The 24747-nt window shown below is 33.6% G+C and carries 19 protein-coding genes and 1 pseudogene; 10 read left to right on the top strand and 10 right to left on the bottom strand.

The genetic code is table 11. The features are described from left to right. Positions 1 to 13 precede the first annotated feature (13 nt). Entirely contained in the window at positions 14 to 310 is a 297-nt protein-coding gene (locus EG358_RS09655; protein ID WP_076559294.1) for a type II toxin-antitoxin system RelE/ParE family toxin, read from the bottom strand. Next, the gene (locus tag EG358_RS09650) at positions 291 to 635 is read right to left on the bottom strand and encodes a hypothetical protein (RefSeq protein WP_076559296.1); all 345 of its coding nucleotides are present in this window, start codon (positions 633 to 635) and stop codon (positions 291 to 293) included. The genes EG358_RS09655 and EG358_RS09650 overlap by 20 nt, the downstream gene beginning before the upstream one ends. Positions 636 to 1752: 1117 nt before the next feature. Between EG358_RS09650 and EG358_RS09645 the strand changes: the two genes are divergently transcribed. From EG358_RS09645 to EG358_RS09630, 4 genes are all read left to right on the top strand, one after another. Beyond that, positions 1753 to 2775 carry a DUF4365 domain-containing protein gene (locus EG358_RS09645; RefSeq protein ID WP_076559298.1) on the top strand — a complete coding sequence of 341 codons (1023 nt, stop codon included), beginning with the start codon at positions 1753 to 1755 and terminating at the stop codon, positions 2773 to 2775. Between the two features lie 92 nt (positions 2776 to 2867). After that, on the top strand, positions 2868 to 3092 hold the full coding sequence (locus tag EG358_RS09640; protein ID WP_076559300.1) for a hypothetical protein: 225 nt from the start codon (positions 2868 to 2870) through the stop codon (positions 3090 to 3092). A 100-nt stretch (positions 3093 to 3192) separates the two neighbouring features. Beyond that, positions 3193 to 3879, top strand: coding sequence for an XAC2610-related protein (locus EG358_RS09635; protein WP_076559302.1), 687 nt, complete (start codon positions 3193 to 3195; stop codon positions 3877 to 3879). A gap of 225 nt (positions 3880 to 4104) precedes the next feature. After that, on the top strand, positions 4105 to 4452 hold the full coding sequence (locus tag EG358_RS09630; RefSeq protein WP_076559306.1) for a hypothetical protein: 348 nt from the start codon (positions 4105 to 4107) through the stop codon (positions 4450 to 4452). A 161-nt stretch (positions 4453 to 4613) separates the two neighbouring features. On the opposite strand, the gene EG358_RS09625 is transcribed toward EG358_RS09630, so the two are convergent. The 4 genes from EG358_RS09625 to EG358_RS09610 form a co-directional block, all read right to left on the bottom strand. Next, positions 4614 to 6599 carry a urocanate hydratase gene (locus tag EG358_RS09625; protein WP_076559424.1) on the bottom strand — a complete coding sequence of 662 codons (1986 nt, stop codon included), beginning with the start codon at positions 6597 to 6599 and terminating at the stop codon, positions 4614 to 4616. A gap of 291 nt (positions 6600 to 6890) precedes the next feature. Beyond that, positions 6891 to 11093 carry a T9SS type B sorting domain-containing protein gene (locus EG358_RS09620; protein ID WP_076559309.1) on the bottom strand — a complete coding sequence of 1401 codons (4203 nt, stop codon included), beginning with the start codon at positions 11091 to 11093 and terminating at the stop codon, positions 6891 to 6893. Positions 11094 to 11385: 292 nt separating this feature from the next. Beyond that, positions 11386 to 11730, bottom strand: coding sequence for a phage holin family protein (locus EG358_RS09615; protein WP_076559312.1), 345 nt, complete (start codon positions 11728 to 11730; stop codon positions 11386 to 11388). A gap of 94 nt (positions 11731 to 11824) precedes the next feature. After that, positions 11825 to 12247, bottom strand: a complete 423-nt coding sequence (locus EG358_RS09610) for a PaaI family thioesterase (RefSeq protein WP_076559314.1) — start codon at positions 12245 to 12247, stop codon at positions 11825 to 11827. A gap of 100 nt (positions 12248 to 12347) precedes the next feature. Between EG358_RS09610 and EG358_RS09605 the strand changes: the two genes are divergently transcribed. After that, positions 12348 to 13655: a DEAD/DEAH box helicase gene (locus EG358_RS09605; protein WP_076559316.1), complete on the top strand. Its 1308-nt coding sequence runs from the start codon at positions 12348 to 12350 to the stop codon at positions 13653 to 13655. A 93-nt stretch (positions 13656 to 13748) separates the two neighbouring features. Here the strand turns inward: EG358_RS09605 and EG358_RS09600 are convergent, their stop codons facing one another. Next, on the bottom strand, positions 13749 to 14639 hold the full coding sequence (locus EG358_RS09600) for an SMP-30/gluconolactonase/LRE family protein (protein ID WP_076559318.1): 891 nt from the start codon (positions 14637 to 14639) through the stop codon (positions 13749 to 13751). Positions 14640 to 14893: 254 nt separating this feature from the next. On the opposite strand from EG358_RS09600, the gene ccoG reads away from it, so the two are divergent. After that, the gene (gene ccoG / locus EG358_RS09595) at positions 14894 to 16336 is read left to right on the top strand and encodes a cytochrome c oxidase accessory protein CcoG (RefSeq protein ID WP_076559320.1); all 1443 of its coding nucleotides are present in this window, start codon (positions 14894 to 14896) and stop codon (positions 16334 to 16336) included. A gap of 4 nt (positions 16337 to 16340) precedes the next feature. On the opposite strand, the gene EG358_RS09590 is transcribed toward ccoG, so the two are convergent. Continuing rightward, on the bottom strand, positions 16341 to 17219 hold the full coding sequence (locus tag EG358_RS09590) for an AraC family transcriptional regulator (RefSeq protein ID WP_076559322.1): 879 nt from the start codon (positions 17217 to 17219) through the stop codon (positions 16341 to 16343). A gap of 113 nt (positions 17220 to 17332) precedes the next feature. On the opposite strand from EG358_RS09590, the gene EG358_RS09585 reads away from it, so the two are divergent. The 3 genes and pseudogenes from EG358_RS09585 to EG358_RS09580 form a co-directional block, all read left to right on the top strand. After that, positions 17333 to 17677, top strand: coding sequence for a MerR family transcriptional regulator (locus EG358_RS09585; RefSeq protein WP_034757421.1), 345 nt, complete (start codon positions 17333 to 17335; stop codon positions 17675 to 17677). Positions 17678 to 18024: 347 nt separating this feature from the next. Then, complete coding sequence (locus EG358_RS19830; RefSeq protein ID WP_228421304.1) at positions 18025 to 18192, top strand: hypothetical protein; 168 nt, start codon at positions 18025 to 18027, stop codon at positions 18190 to 18192. A 227-nt stretch (positions 18193 to 18419) separates the two neighbouring features. Then, positions 18420 to 19331: pseudogene (locus EG358_RS09580) on the top strand (hypothetical protein); the annotation flags it as partial. 222 nt (positions 19332 to 19553) lie between these two features. Here the strand turns inward: EG358_RS09580 and EG358_RS09575 are convergent. Beyond that, positions 19554 to 21680 carry a type IA DNA topoisomerase gene (locus tag EG358_RS09575; protein ID WP_076559323.1) on the bottom strand — a complete coding sequence of 709 codons (2127 nt, stop codon included), beginning with the start codon at positions 21678 to 21680 and terminating at the stop codon, positions 19554 to 19556. 422 nt (positions 21681 to 22102) lie between these two features. Between EG358_RS09575 and EG358_RS09570 the strand changes: the two genes are divergently transcribed. Further along, entirely contained in the window at positions 22103 to 23749 is a 1647-nt protein-coding gene (locus tag EG358_RS09570) for a T9SS type A sorting domain-containing protein (RefSeq protein WP_076559325.1), read from the top strand. Positions 23750 to 23864: 115 nt separating this feature from the next. Here the strand turns inward: EG358_RS09570 and EG358_RS09565 are convergent, their stop codons facing one another. Beyond that, positions 23865 to 24422, bottom strand: a complete 558-nt coding sequence (locus EG358_RS09565) for a DUF2652 domain-containing protein (protein WP_076559328.1) — start codon at positions 24420 to 24422, stop codon at positions 23865 to 23867. Positions 24423 to 24747 lie beyond the last annotated feature (325 nt).

The raw sequence follows: 24747 nt of genomic DNA, 5'->3' as shown, positions 1-24747 counted from the left end.
TAGTTTTTGAGTATTATTTCAGTGATTCGTAATTGTTATCAGGATCTTGGAAGTTTTGAAGGATTTTAATAATCTTTAAAACATTATTTTCAATAGTGTAGATGAGAGTATTGTGTTTTGTAATTAAAATCCTGTGATAATCTGTATTCTCATATTTTTGAAAAACCACATTTCCCGCAGAAATTATTTCGATGATTTCTGCAAATTTTGTTAGAAAATCATCATAAATTTTATCATTCCATTTTTCAAGAAGATATTCTTCAATATTTCTTAAATCTGAAAGTGACTCATCAGAGAAGTTTATTTTCATTTCTGTATTTTTCTAAACGTAATCTTGTAGCTTCCATAACATCTTTGTAATCGTGAACTCTCCCGTTTTTAAAATCTTCTTCAGAACGTTTCAAAGACTCCAGAATTTCTTCTTTGGTTTCGTTGCGCCATTGTTTAGGTTCGATGGTTTTTGAGATTACTAAAAGTTCTTCCGGTGTGAATCTTTTTTCTTTTAGTTTTTTGAAAAAAGTAGGTTTCTTAATTCCTGATTTCTCAATAATATAAGACATTTTGAAAGGAGAATTTTTCAGAATCTCATCAATGTTATTTTGGATTTCGATGTATTTTTCTATTTCTGCTGTCATGTTTTTTATATTTAGATTCTCAATTTTACATTTTAAATCGATAAAAAAAGTACTTTTTGTCTCATTTATTGATACAAATGTAATCAATTTTTGATTCTAAATTATAAAATGAATATCAAGGGCGCTGAATTTATTTGAATCTATCCTTATTGTTTCCATACCGTTTGTCATCCTGAAAGGATCTCAACACAGTCTTCTCATAATTTTTCTTATACTACACTTAGATTCCTGCGGAATGACAAATATTATAGCTTATGTTTATTATTAGGATTGAAGCTATACTTAAATTCTTACAGAAACCGAAGATTCAGCGTAGCCAATGACAAGAACAATTGTTTCCGTACTGTTGTCACTTCCGCAAATTTCTCACTTGTCTTCAGTACTTATCCCCAAAAATATAATACTCATCCAAACAAACTGATTATTATATGATCATGAGACGTCATTTATCAGTCCCGAGAGGTTTAATGAAGCTTCGAACAGGTGTTTTAATGATCAAGAGAGGTTTTTCAATGGTCTGAATATATCATTTACCGCTCCGGATACGTACACGAAAGATTCGATGCGGTTGTTTATATATCTCTACTAATCTTTTACCTGTCGAGATAGGTTGTATAACCTGTCTGAATGGTTAAGTAACTCCATCGGGGGTATCACCAACCACGATGGATCTTTGATGAACGTATCGGAATAGGTTATACAACATATCGAAACCTTTACGGAACGTATTGGGACTTCTTCAGAACGTATAGCGATAGATGTTTTACGTATACCGAAGGGTTGAGAACCTCAAATGTGGGGTTGGGAACGTGTCGATAATGATTTTCGCTGGTGCTGGAGCTATGATCTTTTTTGGTAAATCACAATGTGCGTTGAAGACTTCCTGCAATTGCAGGAGGTTTGTTTTAAGGGTGTTTGAGAGGTCTTGCGGATGCGGGTGGTTTTTTATTTGGGGTTATATTTCCCTATTGTTTTACGCTAGCGCGAGCTTCAAGCTCGTGCTGTGATTTATTTGTGGGTACGAGCAAGATGCTCGCACCAGAGGGGATTACAAAAACTCTTTTATGAATAATTTGAGTTAACTATATTTACGAGTGTATAATATCACACCTTGTTTATGAATAGATATAATCCAACTGAAAGATTAGGAGTTAATGAAACTGAAAAAATTGTAATCCAAAATCTTGGATGGATATTTCGTGAACAACCAATTGTTGATGTAGGATTGGATGCTATAATTGAACAAGTTGAAAATGGTGAACCAACCGGAAGGTTTATAGCTGTTCAAATTAAAAGTGGTTCAGGAAATTTTTATAAAACTCAAAAAGGATTATCTCATTATGTTACTAATATACATTATAATTATTGGTTAAATCTGAGTATACCAATAATTCTTATAGCACATATTCCAGAAGAAGGAAAAACATACTGGCAAGAAATTACAGAGAAGAATTTTAAGAAAACGAAGAAGAGATGGAAGATCGATATTCCATTCACGCAAGAATTTAATGAAAATTCTGACAAAAAACTCAAAAAAATAGCTTCCGATAAAAGTGATGAGAGGCTATTTAATGTATATATTGGTAGAGCACACTCTGATGATATTGAAGATATAGCTGAAGATTTAAATTCAATTACAGATGCTACTTTTTGTATTAATAATATATCAGCAATCATTAATTTACAGAGTGAGGATGTCCAGAAAAGAACTGAAAAATTAAAACTATTAACCGAAAATATGTCGTTGAATTACAGTTCTGAAAAATCAAAACTTTACAAAGCTCTGTCACAAAAAATGAATTTAACCTCAAAGAGAATTCAAATTGAAGTTGAATTATTTGCTCAGGTATACTCGGTGGGAATTAGTGCTTTTGAAAAGCTATTAAATAATTTAAATAATCTTAATCTAAAACTTGAAGACTTTGTAGAAAACACAGTCGAAATTAAGAATATTCCTAATAGTATTGATTATGCTATTAGAGAATATACTAACTTACGACAAACCCTTATTGAAATGCCTTCATATAATTTCAGCTTTTTTAAAGAAGCAAAAAAACAACAAGTTGAAGTTTTAAGTTTATTTTTGTTTGAGTTAACCGAGGCAAGTCAGATGACAAAAAAAATCTTTAACAATTTATAGAGTAGAAATCTCAATTTTGTGGAATTGCAAACCTCAACAACAAAAAAGCATATATTATAAATTATAAATCTACTTAACATTAAAATCACAACATGAAAAAATTAGACGTTGAGCATTATTTTTATATTTATACTGTAAGAAAAGAAATGCAGGAGAAAGGGATAACAAATCCTAATGAAAATGTAAAAAAATTCACATCTGAGCTTGTTGAAATATTAGAAATAATGCCATTAGATGAAGAAATCATTTTAAAAGAACGTGGTTTTTATGATAGTAAAGAAAACCTTCTAATTAAATTTCCTAATCTAGAAAATTAAATCAGATTTACAAAAAACCTGCCTCACAGCAGGTTTTCTATATTTAAAAAGTTTTAAAACAAACTCTTATTCTTTGTACATTTACCATAAAGTCTATGCGATGAAAAGAATAATTGTGTTTTTAGTTTTAACTTCGATAATTTCCTGTCATAAACATCTGGAAACACAAAAGACTACATCCACAAAAATAAATACTTCTGCAATGGTAAAGAATGATATTCCTGCACAAGATTCAATTTTTGAAAATGAGATAATTTGCGACTCAGTATATCAAAACAAAAATTATAAAATTGTTTTAAGACATTTTTCACGGGAAAAAGGCTATGATGAGAACGATAAAAATACAGTCTTCATTTTCAGTAAAAAAATAAACGGAAAGTATGAAGAACTTTTACGTGATTCTATTGAATCTCATGTCGGAGCTTATGAATTTCAGGATTTTAATGGAGATAAAATTAAAGATATCCTTATTCAGAATATTTCTGACATCAGAAGCAATTGGACGTATTATTTATACCTAGTAGATCTTAAAAATGACAGACTGACGAAGGTTAAAAATTTTAATCAGATTAAAAACCCACATTATTTGCCTCAAAATAATTTAATCGACAACGAAGTAATGTCAGGAAGAAACTGGACGTCTTTTTATCAGATCAAGAAAGATACGGTTTTCGATTTCGGATATGTGATCTATAATGGCGAAGATGGTAACGGAAATGCTGTTGATTTTGATAAAGAATATGATAAAACGCTGTCGAAAGTTCTTAAAAATAAAAATTATAAATAAAATAAAACCTGCCTCACAGCAGGTTTTTATATTTCAATACAATAACTTCTCGATACGCTTTTTTCAAAAGCTACTCGAAGTGACGGGATTATTAAACATTTTCAAATTAAATCATTTTCAAATTCTAAAATTTAAAAAAACTCTCCAATCTCGCGGATTTGTAATCCGTGAGCAAACACTAGAAAGAAAAATCCGTATATTTCACTATAAAATTCTTAACAGCATATGAAGACAAAATTTTTAAAAATTGTTGGAGTTGTTTTTTTTCTATTTGTACTCTTCAGAGTAATTAATCCTAATTACACGAAGAAAATTTTTGTTCTTAATTGTTCAGACGAATATAAAATGTCAGTTTTTGGGAGAGAGTATGAAGGATTTAGATATCATAATTCTAAAATGGATGTTGCGAAATGCCTCTGTGAAAAATACCTTAAGACTAAAGAAAAAAAATATGAATCTGAGATCCGAAAAATTATTAACGAGTTTGAGCTTGAAAACTCTGTATATAATATGACAATTGAAAAGATTTGTACCGACAGAGAGGAAGTGTTCTTTTATTGGTATTATGAGTAGTTTTCTGACTGTAATCATCATTGTAAAAAAAATAAAAACCTGCCTCACAGCAGGTTTTTATATTTTGAATCAAAAACTTCTCGATACGCTTTTTTCAAAAGCTATTCGAAGTGACGGGATTATTAAACATTTTCAAATTAAATCATTTTCAAATTCTCAAATTAAAAAAGACTGTCATCCACAAAATTCGGCAACGTTACTTTCAAATTCGGCTCTATTTCCATCGCTCTTTTAATCGCAAAAACAGCACCTTCATTTCTTGCCCAGCTTCGTCTGGAAATTCCGTTGTTGACGTCCCAGAAAAGCATCGATTTTAATCTTCTGTCGGCGTCATTGCTTCCATCCAATAACATTCCGAAACCACCGTTGATCACTTCGCCCCAACCAACGCCGCCTCCATTGTGAATACTCACCCAGGTTGCCCCACGGAAACTGTCACCGATCACATTGTGAATCGCCATATCTGCCGTAAATCTCGAACCGTCATAAATATTGGAAGTCTCTCTGTACGGTGAATCTGTCCCCGAAACATCGTGATGATCTCTACCCAAAACTACCGCTCCGATTTCTCCGTTTTTAATAGCTTTGTTGAAAGCTTCTGCGATCTTCATTCTTCCTTCTGCATCGGCGTACAAAATTCTCGCCTGTGAACCAACCACCAATTTATTTTCTTGCGCCCCTTTGATCCACTGAATATTATCCTTCATCTGCTGTTGGATCTCTTCCGGAGAATTCTGGATCATTTCTTCTAAAACTCGGCAAGCAATTTCATCTGTTTTCTGCAGATCTTCAGGTTTTCCGCTTGTGCAAACCCAACGGAACGGCCCGAAACCATAATCAAAACACATCGGTCCCATAATATCCTGAACATAAGAAGGGAATTTAAACTCTCTTCCCAATGTCGGATTTTCAGACATTACATCAGCTCCGGCTCTTGAAGCTTCCAATAAAAATGCATTTCCGTAATCAAAGAAATAGGTTCCTTTTTCTGTATGTTTATTGATCGCTGCAGCGTGTCTTCTCAAAGTTTCCTGAACTTTTTCTTTGAATAATTCAGGGTTTTCTGCCATCATTATATTCGATTCTTCAAATGAGATCCCGACAGGATAATAACCTCCCGCCCAAGGATTATGAAGCGAGGTCTGATCTGAACCAATATCTATTCTTAAATTTTCCTGATCGAATTTTTCCCAAACCTCAACGATATTTCCAAGATAAGCCAGAGAAACAACTTCTTGAGTTTCCTGAGCTTTTCTTACTCTTTCTACCAATTCATCAAGGTTTTCATGAATTTCATTTACCCATCCCTGATCATGACGGATTCTGGTGATCTTTGGGTTCACTTCTGCAATTACTGTAACGCAACCTGCAATATTTCCTGCTTTTGGCTGCGCTCCGGACATTCCGCCCAAACCTGAAGTAACGAACAATCCACCTTGTGGTTCTTTATTAATCTTTCTGAAAGCATTCAACACCGTAATCGTTGTTCCGTGAACAATTCCCTGCGGACCGATGTACATATAAGATCCTGCCGTCATTTGTCCGTACTGCGTCACACCTAAAGCATTGAACTTTTCCCAATCATCCGGTTTAGAATAATTCGGGATCATCATTCCGTTGGTTACCACAACTCTTGGTGCATCTTTATGTGAAGGAAATAATCCCATCGGATGACCTGAATACATCGTCAATGTTTGTTCGTCTGTCATTTCAGACAAATATTTCATCGTCAAAAGATACTGTGCCCAGTTGGAGAACACCGCACCATTTCCACCGTAAGTGATCAGTTCGTGTGGATGTTGAGCAACCGCATAATCCAAATTGTTCTGAATCATCAGCATGATCGCTTTTGCCTGCTCAGATTTTCCCGGATATTCTGCAATATCTCTCGCTTTCATTTCATAATCCGGACGAAAACGATACATATAAATTCTTCCGAACTCATCGAGTTCTTTTTTAAACTCTTGAATTAATTCTGCATGAAACTTTGGTTCAAAATAACGTAAAGCATTTTTCAGAGCGAGTTTTTTCTCTTCATCCGTTAAAATTTCTTTACGTTTCGGAGCGTGATTGATATTGGTTTCGTATGGTTTTGGCTGAGGTAATTCGCTTGGAATACCTTGCTGTATCTGTTCTTGGAAAGTCATTATTATAGTTGATGGTTGTTTGTTGATAGTTGCTTGTTTTTTTGTGGTTTTAAAGATATTCAAATTAGAAAATTCCTGCAACTAATGTGAGAAAATATACTGTGTGATGGAATTCCTTTTTTTTCAAACTTTATTCAAGGTTTGTCATTCCATAGGAATCTAAGCGCTATTTTTAAATTATTGTTTAGATTCCTATGGAATGACAAACAAGTATTTATCTAATAAATATTTCTGTAAAAAGAAAATACCTCAGTGAATTTCAATGAGGTATTTATTCTTATTCAAAAAGGTTTAATTACTATTTTTCACAAGGATCCATCCCGTAAACGTTCTTCCATCCGGAAGTGTGATGACATACCAATAACTTGAGGTCGGTATTGGTCTTCCTGAAATGGTTCCGTCCCAAACAATCTGAGTATTGGTATTTTGCTCGAAAATTAAATACTGATAACGGTCAAACACTTTTACATTCGTCATTTTGTTTCCGAAAACATGAAGGTTTCTGACGATCCATTTATCATTTTGCCCGTCTCCGTTTGGTGTAATTGCATTTTTAATATCTAAAATAACTCCGTCCTGTTTTACAATACATTTTCCTTCTACATATTTCACGTAAAATGTTGTAATTCCTGTCGGCAGATTGTAAAAAACATTAGTTCCCTGCCAATTAATACCGTCAATTGAATAGAGGATCGGCTGTGAACCGGTCGCTATTATCGTATAAGTATTACCGCTCGCAATCATATTCTGAATGACCGGAACATCATAATATTTTGCTTCAAAAGTCGCAGTGTAAGAACATCCGTTATCTGAAGTTACTGTTACGGTGTAGGTCCCTACCACTCCTGCATTAAGAAGAGTATCTGTAGTAGAAACTATTTGCCCTGCAGGATTTGTCCATACATAACTTACAATTGTGTGATCTTTTACTTCTAAAGTATAGCTGAAGTTTGCATCCGGACAGAAATACTGTGTTGGGATCTCAAAAATAGGAACCTTCTTAAGTGATATTTTAATGGTTGCTATTTCAGGACATAATCCAGAAACGCTTACTCTCACATACACGATATCTGATCCTAAATTTTGATTAAAAGGATAACTCGCCGGGTTTGCAATGGCATTCGTTCCTGAATTTAAATCAGCTAAAGAAGCATAATAAGTAAAAGTAGCATTAGTCCCTGAGAAAATTTGCGATTGATATTGAGTAAGGTTTACATTTTCAATGCCGTCATTTAAGGTATCGCAGACATTATTGAGAAGGAATGGACCGGAATTTTGAAGAACGACTTTGGTTCCAATAATAAAATTGATCGTAGCGATATCATCACATCCCGGAATATTCATCACTTTTACCCAAATCTGCTGTGGAAAAGGATTTGCTGTAAAATTTTGTGGATTTGCAATCGGATTCGTTCCGTTTTGTGCATCACTCTGACTAAGATAAAAAGTGAATGTATTGATCTGATTCGGAATATCTACATAAAGGTTGGTAAAATTCATCAGATTGACTTCGTAGACGCCATCAAGATTATCATCACAAACCGTTATGGTTGAATTAATAGCTTTTGGAGGGAAATAAGTATTCAGCTGAATCGGCGCTACTGAAAAACAGCCATTTGTTTTCGATTGGAATCTTGCCCAAACCTGCACCGTAGAAACTGTTGTTACGATACTGTTTCCAATCTGAGTGGAAGGAATTCCTGCATTGGCTTCTGCTAAAGTATTGTAATACGTAATGTTCATATCCGACAATGGATATGTATTCTGAGACGCTGAAAACATTTGAGAAACCGCATCATTAAGCTGAAAAGTTTCATTTAAATTAAAATCTTCATCACAAGTATTTAAAACAGCATTCGTAAGTATAATCACCGGTAAAAATGTCATTTGAATATTCAATTGTGACGCAGAAAAACATTCATTATTATTATTAAACTTCACTTGTACATAAACCGTTGCGCTTCCCTGAACAGGAAATTCTGCAGGATTGGCAATAGGCCCTGAAAAAACATGGGTAGAAGGATCATATGAAGTGTAATAAGTGAATGTAACATTTGAACCACTGTAAATCTGAGGTTGAGCAGACAAAAGATTATACAGCTCTACTCCATTGTTATTATTATCACAAATATTGGTCAGATTAATATTTACAACAGTGTTCACAGCCGGAGTTGAAACCAAACTAATGGTCACCGGATAAATCTGAGTACAATTGTAAGAATTAATTTTTACGAAAAGCTGTCTCGTACCTACAACATTTACACTCGTTACAGGATTGGTTCCGTTTTGAGCATCAGCTTGAGTAAGATAGAACGTTGTGGTTGCATTCTGATTTCCGATAATCGCTCCCGAAAACTGAGCTAAGGGAACAACTTCAGTATTATCATTACTAAAATCACACACCGTAAAATTAGAATCTACAATAACCGGATGAACCAAATGAACATTAAGCGCTCTAATGGTATAACAGGTTTCACTTTGCTCAAAGCGGACATAGAAAGTTTTGCTAACAAAATTTCCGTTTTCTGTAATCGTTTGCGTGGGTGAAATAGGATTTATTCCATCTAAAGCTGCTAAATAATTATCATAAAACTCGGTAACAGGTACCGTTGACGGAGCAACAAGCATACCCGCAGAAAGTGTTTGTAGATTAACGGTAATATCATCTGTTCCGTTGAAGCAGATATATTCATTTTTATCATTAACTAGAATCTTAGTAAAGGTGATATTTAAGTTAACGGTAACAACTGCAAAACATCCTCCCGGAATCTGAACTCTGATATACACCGTGTATTGCCCTTCTTTAATCGTTCCTATTACAGTTCCTGAATTATTATAGGCTTCAAGAAAAGTTTGATACACCGTGAAAGTAGCGCCCGGTTGTGTCGTAATTAAAGGACCAATATTTAAAGCAAAATCAAAAGGTTCATTATTATCTGCGTTAATATCACACATCGTGTATGAAAAATTAATCGGAGAATTAGCATTCACTCCCGGTTGGAAAGTAAAATTTACGGGACCTAGAATATAAGTACATGCCGCATCCTGTAATCTTACCCAAACTTTTGTGTTTGTAGTAATATTTGCCGTAGTTACAGCATTGGTATTATTTTGAGCGTCAGCTTGAGACAGATAATATGAAAATCCTGATGTTCCTGCAGGAAAAAGCTGGCTGTTTAAGAAACTCAAATCATAATTCTGCTCAATTCCATCGTTGTTGGTATCGCAAAGTAAAATACTATCTGTCAAAAGATTTTTGGTAAGAAAGTTCAACGTAAGAACTGCCACCCTAAAACATCCGGGAACATTAGGATTCTGAATTCTCACATATAAAACCTTATTGGCATTCAACAAATAGCTTGTAGAAATGCTGTTCTGATTATTCTGTGCATCAGCTAAAGATTCGTGAAATGTAAAATTAAAATTCGCAGGATTTTGTGAGGTTACATTAGGTTTAAAATCATTTAAATTAAGCTGAATCGGAGCATTCCCACAAAAGTCTTGTGTATAAGTTCTCGAAATAGGATAAGAAAGATCAAAATCAAGGGTAAAATCATCAGTTAACGTCAGATTACTGTTTCCACAAATATTAAAAACGACATTAGCAGTATAAACTTCATTCTGTGTAGGACACAAAGTAGCCTGAATACCCGATGCCACGGTCTGTCCTGCTGAATTAGTCCATGTTACTGTTGGCTGAATTACACTTCCGTTTGGAGTAAACTTCCATGATTCCTGTAAAGCCTGCCAGTTTCCGGTATTTCGTGAAGCCGGAGAATATCCTACCGTTCCCGTATCATTTATAATTCCAATCAAAGCATTTTCAAACTTTCTGGTTGGGCACGGTGTGAGCTTTTTATCTACAAAAACTTCCACAATATTGGTGGTTTCATGTAAAACAATTTGTGAAGAAGAGCGATCGGTACATCCGGCAACTCTTCCGTCATAATAACTGATTACAAACTTTCTGTAAGGCGCCGTTCCCACTGTAGAATAGTAAATTTCTGATGTATCTGCAGCAGAAAAAACCATATCGTGATACACCCCGAAAATAGAATTTTTGGGTAAACCTGCGTTAGGGTTTTGCCAAAGAACATTTGGATAATTGATATTTCCCTGCTGATTCAGATCGAAAGTGACCATTCCGTTTGAGCCAATGACGACAGACTCAAAATATTGATTAAAAAAGCAAAATTTAAATGGCAAATCTACTTTTGGCGTAAAAATATCGTCAAAATTAGCATTCAATGCCGTTCCCTGATTCAGAGGAATTGGCGGATCATACGTTCCCTGCGTGAGCTGGTACGTCGTTGTTTGTTTCAGCTCCGGGTATTCTACGTGAAGCGGAATACAGCCATTAGCATCGAGATCATTTGTACACGTTACATGAAAATTTTCATTCCCAACAGCGTCTTTCACTTTTACACTTATGGGAGCTTGCGAAAAGGCATAACAACTGATCAACAGTAAGAAAATCTGTAAATATTTTGTCATAGAAATTTGGTGTGATTAAAATTATTAATTAATTAAAACAATTTACTAATAAATATACCTTAAAAATAACACTTTTTATGTACAAAATACACAACAAATGCTATTTATTTATAAATTATTAAGAATTAATTAATATTATAATAAAAGCACGATATTAAAACATTATCTACATTCTAAAATACCACACAAACTCGACAATATTCAACTGCGAAACAGGGAAAGAATACTCTATTTCATAAAAAAAGTGGAAATCTTTTGAATTTCCACTTTAATATTTAAAAATTAATCTTAATTAATCTCCATCTGAAAACATCGAATTGGCAAGCGACGTCACTATAGAAAGTGCTATACTGAAAATAAACGCCCACCAAAAACCATCTACAGCCATACTATCTATAAAATAATCTGCAATAAGAATAATTATAGCATTGATTACCAAAGCAAAAAAGCCCAAAGTAATAATGGTAAGCGGCAAACCAAAAAGACTTAAAATTGGCTTCACGACTAGGTTTAAAAGTCCTAAAACAATTGCAAAAATGATTGCCGTTGAAAAGCCGTCAAAATGTACACCCGGTAAAATTTTTGTCAGTAAAAAAGCCACAATAGCTGTTATAAGAAGTCTAATAATTAAGTTCATCGTATTTATTTTTATATTATCTGTCTTTTACAAACAAAACCTATTCCAATGACACGTAATCATTGATGTGTACTAAGTTTTCTTTGTTATAAATTTATTTAATTTTCATCATGGTCACCAAAGACGTTGCTACATGACTTTCAGAAGAGTGTTTTTCGTCAACCGTGAAAATCTCTGTTCTGATGACACTGATCTTAGAACCTCCTTTCACTACATAAGCTTTTGAAACCAGCGCATCTCCCATTGCAGGTCTCAAATAATTCACCTTCAACTCCACCGTTACTACATAGCAATCTTCTTCGTAATGACTTACTGCCGCATATCCTGAAGAAACATCAACCAAGGAAGCAATCATTGCCCCATTGAACATTCCAGCTTTTCGGGTCATTAATTCCATTTTAGGAATTTTAATAGAAACAAAATCAGTGTTTACTTCTAATAATTCAGCTTTATAGAATTTCAATGTTTCAGAGCGGTTGAAACTGTCGGTCATGAGTTTTCTTTTTTCGGGAGTCATTTTGAGGGTTTGAGGGTTTGAGGGTTTGAGGGTTTATGCAAATTTCTGTAAAATTTATTTAATAATTTCTACAAAAATACTTTTAACTTACCTTTGCAAAATGGAATTAGAATCTATTTACAAAAAACTGCAGATTCAGGATATGAATCAGATGCAGAAATCTACATATAAAACTACAGAAAACAATACCGATGTTGTTTTGCTTTCACCTACAGGATCAGGAAAAACATTAGCTTTTTTGTTTCCGGTTCTCAGGAATCTTAAGAAAGAATCAACAGGAATTCAGGCATTAATAGTAGTACCAGCAAGAGAATTGGCTTTACAGATTGAGCAGGTATTCAAGTCGATGGGAACAGATTTTAAGGTGACTGTATGCTACGGCGGTCACGATAAAAAAATTGAGATCAACAATCTCAAGGAAGCTCCTGCTGTATTGATCGGAACTCCGGGAAGAATTGCCTATCACATGAGGAATAAAAATCTTGATGTAAAAACAATCAAAAATCTGGTACTTGATGAGTTTGATAAGGCTTTAGAATTGGGTTTTCATGATGATATGGAATATATTATTGAAAACATGTACAATCTTTACCAGAGAATTCTGACTTCCGCAACTTCAATGGACGAAATCCCTAAGTTTACAGGTCTGAAAGATGAAAAAATAGTAGACTTCTTAAAATTAGGAGAAAATAAACCTGATATTCAATTAAGAAAAGTGATGACTATTTCTGAGGAAAAACTGGATACTTTATTTCATCTTATTTGCAAAATAGGGAATAAAAGGACTCTGATTTTCTGTAATCACAGAGAAACTGTCGACCGTATTGCTGATCTGCTTTTAGATAAAGGCATCGCCAGAGAAACTTTCCACGGCGGCATGGAACAGGATGAAAGAGAACGTGCTTTGCTAAAATTCAGAAATGATACAGCCAGAGTTTTGATTACCACAGATTTGGCTGCAAGAGGTTTAGACGTTCCCGAAGTTGAATCGATCGTACATTATCAATTGCCGGCAACAGAAGACGCTTTTATTCACAGAAACGGTCGTACCGCAAGGATGAATGCAAAAGGCTTTGCTTATTTGGTGATGACAGAAGATGAAAAATTTCCTTTCATTAAAAAAGATACGCCAGAAGAATCTGTAAAAGAATTTTCTAAAGTTCCCGCAAACCCGCCTTTTCAGACAATTTACATCAGCGCAGGAAAAAAAGATAAAGTCAATAAGGTAGATATCGTTGGATATTTATTGAAAAAAGGTGAGTTACAAAAAGAAGATCTTGGTCTGATCGAAGTAAAAGATACAACTTCTTATGTAGCTGTTTCCAGAACTAAAGTAAGAGAATTACTTAAAAAACTAAACACTGAAAAGCTGAAAGGCAAGAAAGTGAAAATGGAAGTTGCATATTAGGTTGAGGCTGAGGTTAAGGTTAAGGTTGAGGCTAACAAAAATCAGCCTTAACCTTAACCTTAACCTTAACCTTAACCTTAACCTTAATTTACCCTATTTCAATCCTTTGGTTTTTGTCTGCAATGTGTAAACAGATTTTGAAGCGGTAATAAACAGAATATCGTTTTTCTCACCTCCAAAAGTTACATTTCCCGTCCAGTCTTCAGGAATTTTAATGTGATGTACTTTTTCACCTTTAGCATTAAAAACAGTGACGCCATCTCCGGTAATATAAAGATTTCCATCTTTGTCAAGCGTCATTCCGTCTGATCCCATTTGGCAGAATAATTTCTTTTCAGATAATTTCCCGTCTCCTAAAATATCATAAACATACGTTTTTCCGGCATCAATATCCGAAACGTACAGTTTTTTTGTCTTCACATTTCCAATGATTCCATTAGGCTGCACAAAAGTTTCCAGTTTTGAAATTTTGCCATCTTTATTTCTGTAATACAGATTCTTTTCAGGAATCTCCACTTTAAAATTTTGCCAATAATCTCTTTTATACAATGGATCGGTGAAATAAATTCCTCCGTTTCCGTCGAGCCAAAGATCGTTGGGACCATTTAGTCGTTTCCCTTCAAAGCCTTTAGATAAAACCTGTACTGATTTATCTTTACCAATCTTCCAGATTTCACCTTCATCGTCTGAACAGGTAATTAAATTATCATTCTCATCGAAATACGTTCCGTTGGCGCGTCCGGTTTTATCTAAAAATAAAGATACTTTGTCTGTTTTCCAATCCCAGACATAAATTTTGTCATTAGGTTGATCTGTAAAATAAACGTTTCCGGCTTTGTCTGCTGCAGCTCCTTCGGTAAATGAAAATTGATTTGATATTAATTTTGGTTCAGTGTTTTCCAACATAGCATTGTAATTTGATGATTTGCAACTGGTAAATGCCAAAACCAAACCAACAAGACCTGCATTCAAAATATTTTTCATTTCTATAAATTTAAGGCTTACAATTTACGATTTGTAAAAAGTATTGCCAATTTTATACGAATAATTATTTAGTTTAAATACAAACAACCAAATGTCCTTTTTGTCCTATTCTGTAAGTATTTAATATTATTTATTAAACCTTAAAATCAAGAGCTTTGTATCATCTTTTAACGAGGAAAATTTAGACTGCGTTATTTCATAAATGATTTACAAATCATCTAAAAAAGTCCTTTTAATTCAATAAAATTCAAAAGATGAGCATTCAGCAAGGTAATATAAAAATTCCGGGAAGTGATGGTGAGGCTTTCAGAGATTCTGTAGGAACAATGGACGATACAGGGAAAAGAAAATGGGTTTTTCCTCGAAAACCAAAAGGTAAGTTTACCAATTACAGAGATTATACAAGTTATGTTTTATTAGCTTTATTTTTCGGAATTCCATTTTTAAAGATCAATAATAATCCATTTCTATTAATTAATCTTATTGATAGAAAATTCTTTATTTTAGGGCACTCGTTTTACCTTCAGGATTTTTTTATTTTAGCTTTAGGAGCCGTGATTTCTGTCATTTTTGTAATGCTCTTTACCGTAGTTTTCGGAAGAATATTTTGTGGATGGCTATGCCCGCAAACCATTTTCATGGAAATGGTTTTCCGAAAAATAGAATATTGGATTGAAGGCGACCGTAACAAACAAATGAAACTCGACAGACAGAGTTGGGATTCTGAGAAAATAAGAAAAAGGCTTTTAAAATGGTCTGTTTTCTATATTATTTCATTGATTATCTCCCACTTTATGTTTATGTACATTGTCGGGTACGAAAATATTTTCAAAATCATTCAGGAAGGTCCAGGAGAACATCCTTTACATTTTACGGCGATGCTGTCTTTTTCACTGGTTTTCTATTTTGTTTTCACTTGGTTGCGCGAGCAAGTCTGTACCTTGATATGTCCTTATGGGAGACTTCAAGGCGTGTTAATCGACAAGCAGACCATCAATGTATATTACGACACAAAAAGAGGAGAAGGTCGTGCTAAATGGAGAAACGGGGAAGACAGAAAATCTTCAGGAAAAGGCGATTGTATTGATTGCGGACAATGTGTTGTCGTTTGCCCAACAGGAATTGATATCAGAAATGGTCAGCAATTAGAATGTGTCAACTGCACTGCCTGTATCGACGCTTGTGATGAGGTAATGGTAAAAGTAGGTTTACCAACCGGATTGGTACGTTATGCCACAGAAGCAGAAATTGAAACCGGAAAAAAACTTGGAATCACTTCAAGAATGATTATTACCACAATTTTTCTGGCGTTATTAATAGGATTTTTAGGATTTTTATTAAACGACAGAGGTTCTATGGAAGCAAAATTTATAAAACCCGCAGGATCTACATTCTTTGTGAGAGACGGAAAAATCATCAATAATTTCACCTATACTTTTTTAAACAAAACCAATGAAAAAAAAGTAATTACGATAAAAATAACGCATCCCAATCATGCTGAAATTATCTCTTCAGGACCGAGTAAAATCGTCTTAAAAGGCGACCAGATTCTCAAAGGTTCAATCAGCATTGCATTCCCTGAAAATGAAATTAAATCGTCCAAACAAAATATAACATTTGTTGTCTTAGATGAAAAAAATGAAGTTTTAGATACTTTCGAAACAACTTTTGAAGGACCTTTTAAACTTGCATTGTAAAGCATTAGTTTTTATGATTTTTGATAAATTGCGAGGGTGCAATTCCCGTATTTTTACGGAACATCCTCGCAAAATAAGAATACTCTTCATACCCCAATCTGAAAGCAATCTCTACAAGACCTTCATCAAGATAAATAAGCATTCTTTTAGCTTCCAGAATCACTCTTTCAGTAATAATCTCAGAAGCCGTTTTCTGCATAACGGTTTGGGTAATTCTGTTAAGATGCTTTGCCGAAATATTGAGTTGTGAAGCGTAATAAGAAATCGATTTTTGAAAAGTAAAAGATTTCTCCAGCAAGTTTTCAAAATCCTGATAATGTTTAAAATAAGATACACTTGCTGCTGAAGTTTTTTCATCACCTTTAGAAAACTCTCTTACCGACTGAATATAAATTTGAGAAATAAGAGATAGAATAAAGCTCTGCTTCATAACATTCTGAGATTGATGTTCATTTTGAATAGCCTCAAAAAGGCGAATCGTATCAACCAAATCATCAGATTGAAGCTGAAGTTTTCTCGGAAAACTCGGAGAGTTAAAAAATGGAAAATTTTTCAGCTTTTGATTGACGTAATGCATTTCATAATAAGGCTGAGAAAAAAAGAAAATATAGCCATCCGTATCCGGAGAAAGTTCCCAACTGTGCACCTGTCCCGGAGAAAGAAAAAATAAACTTCCTTCAAAAACATCATATTTTTGAAAATCTATTTCATGAGTCCCGGTTCCTTTAGTGAAAATAACGGTAACATAAAAATCATGACGATGCGGTTTCTCGATATGTTTATGACTGGAAACCAAATGATCTTTCAATGTATTAAAGTAAAAATCCGGAGCGTTTTTCTCTGACTGAAAAAGATTGATGTGCAATACCGAGATAGAATTCATCCTGATTTATTAAATATGAAAGAGAACAAAAATACACTTAAACTGCACATTTTACAACGTGTATTTGTAGTAAAGCTTAAAAAATATTTATCTTTGAATTTTCAGGATTTATAATGAAGACAAATTTACCCGACAAACTGTATTATTCGATAGGAGAAGTTGCGAAAGCATTCGATGTAAACGCTTCATTGATAAGATATTGGGAACAAGAATTCCCCATTATTAAACCTAAAAAAAACAAAAAAGGAAACCGCTACTTCACTCCCGAAGATATCAAAAACCTGAAAATCATTTATCATTTGGTAAAAGAAAAAGGATATACGCTTGACGGAGCAAGAATTGCCTTAACAACCAACTCAAAAATTTCTGAAACGGTAACATTAATCGACCGTTTAGAATTCGTAAAAGCAGAATTGCTGAAGCTAAAAGATTCTTTGGTAGAAAAAGATTCTGAATAAAAATGTAATCCCAAATGATTAAAGTAAAACACAGAAAGCATTTAAAAACTCTGGCTGGAGTCTCATTGTTTCTTATAATTATCGGAGCTGTTTTTAATGTGAATACTTATTTAATGGCCGCTTTGATTGGAATCTTTGTCGTGTCACTTGTCCAAATTTTCATTCACAAGAAAAGTGATTCTTAAGTCTATCTTTTCATATAAACATTTTTACAATTCACTGTAAAACAATTATTTAATTACTATTTTTTTTCATTTTTATTAGCTTATGAATTAAATTAATTCATAACTTTATTGTATTCTGATTTCGATAAATCGAAATAAGCCAAAAAACATAAATAGATAACGATGAAAAAAAATTACTATCAGAAGATGGCATTTCTTGGAATGCTGTTGTTTACACTAGTTGGATTTCAAAAATACGCCAACAAATCTGATGAAACTTTTCCAGAGGTTACCTTTATTTCCGAAAGTTTACCTGTAGAATCATTCTCAGAATTTGACCCAACGATTTAGACGAAAATCAATGGCAAAAGCTCGGATTTTCCGAAAAACAAGCAGCAACAATTTTAAAATACAAAAAAATTGTCGGCGGAAAATTTCTGTCAAAAGAACAGCTCAAGAAATGCTATGCAATTTCAGAAGAAAAATATTCCCAACTCAATTCTTTTATTTTATTACCTGAAACCAATTTGGAGGCAAAATCCGGAAATTCAGATTTTAAAAGTTATGAGAAAAAATCTTTAAATATCACCAGGAAATTTAATCCCGACCAACTTTCACAAACCGATTGGGAAAAAATCGGGTTTTCTGAGAAACAAGCTGCTGCAATTTTAAAATATAAAAATTATTTAGGTGGAAGTTTTGTTAGCAAAGAAAAATTCAAAGAATGCTTTATCATCAATGAAGAAAATTATGCGAAACTTGAACCTTACTTAATTCTTCCGGCAAAAACTCCGGCCAATTTTAATGCTTATGCAGGAAAATCCAATTCATTCAAATTTAAAACGCTGCAAACTTCTTTTGATCCGAATATATTAGATGTGCAAGGTTGGATGGCTTTAGGATTCTCAGAAAAGCAAGCGAATGTGATCGTTAATTATCGTGACAGAAATCTGAAAGGAAGTTTTAAAAATTTGGAGGATATTAAAAACTGCTTTGTCATTTCCGCAGAAAAATTTGAAGAATTAAAACCTTTTATCAAACTAAACGCTTCTACAATGGCGAAAAATGCTGAAGATAAAAAGCCCGAATTCAAACAAGAGAAAACTGATTTTTCAAAAACGGATATGAATTCTATTACGTTTAAACAGCTTTTAGAATTTGGTCTGGATGAAAGAAGCGCAGGTTCAATGATTGGTTTCAGAAAAAAACTGGGTGGGTTTATGACGAAAGAGCAAATTTTGGAGACCTATAATATTGATAAAGAATTGGTTCAAAAATTATTAAGCTTTACTCCACTCGATAATTCAAAAGTTGAGCGATATACTTTGGTCGATGCACCCGAAGAATGGCTGAAAAATCATCCGTATTTCAAATATTCTGCAGACAAAATTATGTATTATAGAATCAGCAATCCCGATGATAAAAAGATTTGGAAGCTATTGAAAACCAAGCCTGAATATGAAGCGAGAATGAGGCTGTATTTGAAATAGTTGATAGTTGATAGTTGATAGTTGATAGTTGATAGCAAAAATATTTAAAATTTCACCATTAAGATTAGTTGAGATTTTTAGAATATTAAGTTTGAGCTTTGCTTTAAGAATTCAGCTTAAAAAATCTTTAGATTTTTCTTAATCTATCTCAACTTCTAAACTAATCTTAATGGTTTAAAAAGCTTTTAAAGTTTTAAATCAATCTAAAATTTAATCATTTAATTATGAATTAATATTTATTAGAAATTCAGGAGAAAGCGTAACAACTCCTTCTGCTAAACCTTCAGGATGAGTGGTAAAGCCTTTTAGTTTTGAAGTTTTTCCTTTTAAAACTAAATCCATCAATTGTTTATCGGAAAGTTTTTTACCGAAAATATCAAATGAAACTTTAAAGCCGCAGTTTTTAAAATCTGAACATCCGACTGCGGTTTTTCCTTTCATCAAATTGTGTGATTTGCATTTCGGACATTGTGTTTCTTCCCAAGACTGTAATTCTTTTTTTACAGCCGGCTCACGTTTTTTCTTTTCTTTGACTTCCTCCTTTTCTTCATGCAAGGTGAAAACCTTTGCCTTTCCGTCAACCACTTTTTTGGTCAGTTCGGTCACCATTTGTATCAATTCATCTTTGAACTGATTGGCTTCATATTCACCACTTTCAATTTTCCGCAGTTTTAATTCCCACTCCCCTGTTAATTCCGGGCTTTTCAGCAATTCGTCTTCAATCGTATCAATTAACTGAATTCCGGTTTGGGTAGCAATCAGATTTTTTCTTTTCTTCTCAATATACTTTCGCTTGAAAAGTGTTTCGATAATATTTGCTCGCGTTGAAGGTCTTCCAATTCCATTATTTTTGAGCATTTCACGAAGTTCTTCGTCATCGACTTGCTTTCCGGCAGTTTCCATCGCTCGAAGTAAAGTTGCTTCGGTATAGGGTTTTGGTGGCGAAGTTTTTCCCTGATGAATCATCGGGTCATGAGGTCCCGTTTCCCCAACTTTGAATTCAGGAATCGTCTGTTCCTCTTCCTTGTCTTTTTCCTTGTCGGTCGGTTCTTCTTTAGCGTCTTTCGCATACACTTCTCTCCAACCCGGTTCGAGAACCTGTCTTCCACTTGTTTTAAATGGAATCGTCCCAACCTGAGCTTCAACCAACGTATTTGAAATTTTACATTCCGGATAAAAAACGGCAATAAAACGCTTCGCAATCAAATCATAAATCAATTTCTCTTCTCTCGTTAAATTTGGAGAAGGCGGAATTTCTGTCGGAATAATCGCATGGTGATCGGTCACTTTTGCATCATCAAACACCGCTTTAGATTTTGGAATCGGTTGTTCCAGCAAAGGCGAAATCAAATCTTTGTAAATGGCCATACTTTGAAGTATCACTCCGATTTTCGGATATAAACTTTCCGATAGATATGTCGTATCAACACGAGGATAAGTGACGTGTTTTTTCTCGTAAAGACTTTGAATATATTTTAAAGTGCTGTCTGCAGAATACCCAAACTTTTTATTGGCTTCCACCTGAAGTCCGGTCAAATCAAACAGTCTTGGATTTTTTTCTTTTCCTTCTTTAATTTCAAATGAAAGAATTTCAAAAGGATTAACCTTCAGATATTCCAAACCTTTTTCGGCTCGGTCTAAAGTTTTGAGACGGTCAATTGCAGCGTTGAAAATTACGTCACGGTATTTTGTTTTCAGTTCCCAATATTCTTCGGTTGAGAATGCATCAATTTCTTTCTGACGCTGAACCAACATCGCCAAAGTCGGAGTCTGTACTCTTCCAATCGATAAAACCGCTTTATTTCCACCAAATTTTTTGGTGAAAAGTCGCGTTGCATTGATACCCAACAACCAGTCTCCTATCGCTCTTGCATTTCCTGCTAGGTAAAGGTTTTTGTAATCTTCGGCTGGTTTTAATTTTTCAAAACCTTCTTTAATTGCTTCTTCTGTCAATGATGAAATCCACAAACGCTGTACAGGTTTGTCGCATTTTGCTTTCTGCAAAACCCATCTTTGAATAAGTTCTCCTTCTTGACCGGCATCCCCGCAATTGATAACCTCATCACATTCGGCTACCAATCTTTCGATTACTTTAAACTGATTTTCAACGCCTTTATTCGGAATTAATTTGATCCCGAAACTTTGAGGAATAATTGGCAGCAAAAACAAATTCCAGGATTTGTATTGCGGACCGTAATCGTGAGGTTCTTTTAAGGTGCAAAGATGTCCGAAAGTCCAAGTCACACAATAGCCGTTTCCTTCCATATAGCCTTGTTTAGGCATAGTTGCGCCCAATACTTTGGCAATATCTCTGGCAACACTGGGCTTTTCGGCAATACAAAGTTTCATGAATAATTGGGATTATTGGGAGGGTTGCAAAAGTCGGGATTTTTTTTGGAATTATTGAAATGAGATAGTGAAATTAATGATCTACTTTAAATATCGTTTTTTTTTATTACTGTCATACATTTTTATAATCGAATACAAAACAACTATTAAAATACTATTAGCTGTAACTACAAAAGCTCATTGCATACACTTTTCTAACAATAATTTCTTCCTTTAAATTTAAAAAAAAAATAAAAAATGTTTAATAGTTATTATTATCAAAATTTAAAAAATAAATAAAATCTTATTGAAAATACATAACTATAAATGATTATTTTAATAAAACACAATTAAATGCTTATTTCATTATTTTATTTTAGTTAAAAAATATTAAAATATTATAAATAATTTATATATTAGTTGAAATATAAATTTAAATAATTATGAGAAATTTTTTACTATCGTGCCTTTTAGTATTTGGAATTGGCATTTCTGCGCAAACAACACTTTTAGAGGACAATTTTGACACTGTCACTAGTGGCTCTACAGGAAGTTGGACGGGAACCAACATTGGAACTTTATCTATTTATCCTTATAATGCATTTTTCGTTCAAAGTGGATGTCCTGCTAATTTAATAAGTGTCAAAACAATGCAGGTCACTGGAGTTACTTCGGCTACTGTTGTTAGCTGTTCATATCAAAATGTTTCTGCAACTAACACAGGGTTTGCAGCGTTAATTTATCGTATGGTAGACACCACTTCGTACTATAACCTCAAATTATCATACAAATGGAAATGTGGGGGAGAAACAGATCAGGACTACGGACAGTTAGTATACTCTACGGATAAAATAAATTGGATACCTGTAAGTACCAGACTACAAGGTCAAACTGCCACCCAGACTATTACAGATTTAGCTTTGCCAGCAGGAGCTGAAAATGCTATTATTTACATCGGATGGCTTTTCTATGCTAATACAACTACTGCTACACAGCCAGGCTTGAGTATTGATGACGTTAAAATTACAGGAGTTGCTCCTTCTTGTTCAGGGACACCTAATGCAGGTACAGTCAGTTTATCTTCATATATAGGAAAATCCGGAACACCAATAACAACTTCTGCTTTAGCACTTTCTGCTGGAGGAGGAATTACCTATCAATGGCAGAGTTCTACCGACAATGGAGCTTCGTGGAGCGATATTTCTTCTGCAACAACCCCCTCTTCAAGTATTACTCCAATAGGAAATTTTGGAAGTTCTATACTTTACAGATTAAAAACAACGTGTACAAACTCAGGACAGAATGCTGTTTCCAACACGGTTACTTACAAGTTTGACTATTGTAGTGTTTCTGCAAATGGAGCTGATAATAAATTTCCGGTTACCTCTGTAAAAATTGGAAGTTTGGAAAAAGTCTCAGGCACAACCCCAGGTCCTACAACACCGCCACAAGAATATTTCCTACAAGATGCGACAAACTTTACTGTTACGCAGTCCGACAATGTAACTATGGATGTAAAGGTTTTTGCAGGTACCAACAGAATGGGACTTACATTTTTTATCGATTGGAATAATGATGGAGATTTTGATGATACTAATGAAGCTTTTAATACTACTACTCCATTAACAGGTACTGGTACAACTGCAGACAACTTTCCACTTATACCAGCAACTTTCACAGTTCCTTCAAATGCTGTTGTAGGTGACTTAAGGATGAGAATAAAAACCAATTTTTTCCCAACTACCAACAATACGACTCAATTAGCAGCACTAAGTTCACCTTGTAGTAATGTAATAAATGGACAATCAGAAGATCACATCTTAAAAGTAAATGCTCAAACTTTGGCAGTCTCTGATATTAATAAAACAGGAAATCTATCTGTATATCCAAATCCATTCTCAAGTACCCTTAACATTTCTGATATTAAAGGAGTTAAGTCTATTTCTATAAGTGATATTTCAGGAAAAGAAGTTAAATCTCTTGCACCTGCTACAGAAATAAACCTTTCAAGTTTGACAACAGGATTATATATCGTTAACCTTAAAATGAATGATGGCAGTACTAAACCATTCAAAGTAATCAAAAAATAATTACAATCTAAAAATATTAAAACCGTTTCGTTATTGCGAAACGGTTTTTTAATGTTATATTCTTATAATTTTTATAGTAAAATAAAAATCTGACAGTAATTAATTGCATTTATAATTATCTGTTTTTCATTATCATATTCTCAAAATACTCAATTTCACCGAATTCGAACAATTCCTTCTCTTTGATGTTAACTAATTGTCTGCTTTTTTCCAGAAAAGAATGACTGTACAAAGCATAAGAAGGCTGTTCAGCAAAACCATTTTTAAGCATTTGATGCGCTTCTACGATAGGTTTCCCATATAATTTCCTGAAACTTCCAATGTTGTATTGTGAAAATTTTCCGTAGTGAACAATGAATTTTAATGATAATTCGATGGTCGTATTCAACATTTCACTTAATTCCTGAATTTTCATATTGAAAGCATTTCTCATATTTCTCAGCATTCCGGAAATCTTTTTATACGATGGTTTGTTGTCGTAGCGATAAAATAAAATCGCATCGCCCTCAATTTCTGAAATATCAAAATACTGATTGTTTATATCAATCAAAATAGAAAGTAGTTGTTTTACAATATATTCTCCGGTATAAAGTTTTGTATTGAACACAAATTCAGTAAATCCACTGAAGTCAGGAATCAGAATAATTCCGTTATTAATGTTCGTATTCTCCATAATTTTTGGTTTTAAAACCTTTTTTGAAAGAGACGAACAAGTATAATTTTTACTTTACGGAAATTAAAAACCATCAATATTATTAAACTTAAATGATAATTAAGGCGTAGAGAACTTATACTTCAATAATGAATTCATTTCATTAGCTTAAATAAGATTATTCTGCGAAGAAAAATATTCTTCAATTTAATCAATTAAAATACGAAAATAAAACATTGATTCACAATCAATTAAACACATATTTAAAATTAACATTCAAAAAAGTCTATTATTTTAGTGGACTAATAAAAATATATGTTTTATATTTGCACCCGTATTCAAGTTT

The sequence above is a fragment of the Chryseobacterium indoltheticum genome, from assembly GCF_003815915.1.
Classification (GTDB): Bacteria; Bacteroidota; Bacteroidia; order Flavobacteriales; family Weeksellaceae; genus Chryseobacterium; species Chryseobacterium indoltheticum.
Note: the sequence above shows the minus strand (reverse complement) of the source record. Positions and strands in the feature narration are given on the sequence as shown.